The following is a 1,325-nucleotide window of genomic DNA, read 5'->3' on the forward strand; positions in this document are numbered from 1 at the left end:
TGCTACGAGAAGGTACTGGTCGATTATTACTGTGAAATACCTGATCTCAGTCTTTATAAAATCATTAAACTCACGCAAAGCTTGGATTAATACATGCTTTATATCGCCAATGTCAGCACAGAATATAAACTTAAAGGATTGCAGGACTATGAAGTTCGTGTTGGCTCTCAACAACGATTTCGTAAAATTGGGCAATTCTCTCACAATGCCGATGAAACAATTGCTAGCTTCTTTTTGAAAGCGGCAGCAGCTATTGAAGCTTTTTCTCCCGGCTCTGATATTATGCAAGCCTTGCTCGAAACAACCACCAATCCTGAAAACAAGCCAAAATTAAATCTTGTTGCCTTAATTATAGCTAATGTTTCAGAGAATTATCAACAAGGCGGTGTACAAAAATACGAGGCAAGACGCTTGTGTGATAACAAAGAAACCAATTTTCAGGAAACGTTGGCAAGTTTTGAGCACCTTTATGAAGAGGGTGCTACCGAATGTTTTCTTAAAGCGGTTAAAGCTATTGATCCTGTTGTTAAAAACATTGATTACAAAAGCATCATTGAAAATCTTCCAAAATCTAAAAAATCCACCAAGAGGAATAAAAAATATGTCTGAAAAATTTAATGCCGTTATTCATTGCAGAGACAGTCTGGAAAATAAAAACAGTCTGTTTGGTTTTGTTGTTTATGAAGGCGACGATCCCGTTGTTAAAGAGATGTATCAAAAAACACATGACAAAATTAAAAAAGAGTTCGGCGACAATGATGAATTAACCTTATGTCGAATCCACAAAACAAAAAAAGAATTTGAAGCTCTTCATCAAATCCTCTCCAAATCTTACGGTTACCAAACATCAGAGATTAAAAGTCAGGACTTTGAGGACTGGGTTTTTGAGGCTTTTGCGTCAGAAAACATGAGTCGAGAAGAATTCGACAAATTCAGAGAGTTATCAAAAGAAGACAATCAGTAATCAAAAAAAGCTGCTATAAAGCAGCTTTAATGAACCATAATATAAAGTCTTTCACCACGTTCTGGGTCAATCGAAATACGCACTTTTCGTCCATTATGAGTTGTGTAGTAAATGCTTTTTGAAAAGACATCTTTTTCGATTTCAGCACCTAACTTTTCAACAAGCGCATCGGTTATTTTTCGGGCCATTTCTTTTGACGAACGAGTTTTAGACTCCAAGTATATTCCATAACGATTAACTTCGTAGCGACGATGTAATGGATCTCGTTCTATTCTAACTTTTTGACCATACAAAGCATTTGTCATTTTGTACAATAGATTTAATGTTCGGGCTTTTTCGTTAATACTGGCCATAAGAACTC

At 35.9% G+C, this 1,325-nt stretch carries 3 protein-coding genes; 2 read left to right on the forward strand and 1 reads right to left on the reverse strand.

Annotation, left to right across the window (positions count from 1 at the left end; translation table 11 throughout):
• Window positions 1–93: 93 nt before the first annotated feature.
• Window positions 94–609: a hypothetical protein gene (locus DWA30_RS00930; protein WP_114490662.1), complete on the forward strand. Its 516-nt coding sequence runs from the start codon at window positions 94–96 to the stop codon at window positions 607–609.
• Complete coding sequence (locus DWA30_RS00935; protein WP_114490663.1) at window positions 602–964, forward strand: hypothetical protein; 363 nt, start codon at window positions 602–604, stop codon at window positions 962–964. The genes DWA30_RS00930 and DWA30_RS00935 overlap by 8 nt, the downstream gene beginning before the upstream one ends.
• 26 nt (window positions 965–990) lie before the next feature.
• Here DWA30_RS00935 and DWA30_RS13215 read toward each other — a convergent pair.
• On the reverse strand, window positions 991–1,325 hold a 335-nt coding region (locus tag DWA30_RS13215; protein WP_210725377.1), incomplete at its 5' end, for a hypothetical protein.

This window comes from Candidatus Ulvibacter alkanivorans (assembly GCF_003333325.1).
Taxonomy (GTDB): Bacteria; Bacteroidota; Bacteroidia; order Flavobacteriales; family Flavobacteriaceae; genus Ulvibacter_A; species Ulvibacter_A alkanivorans.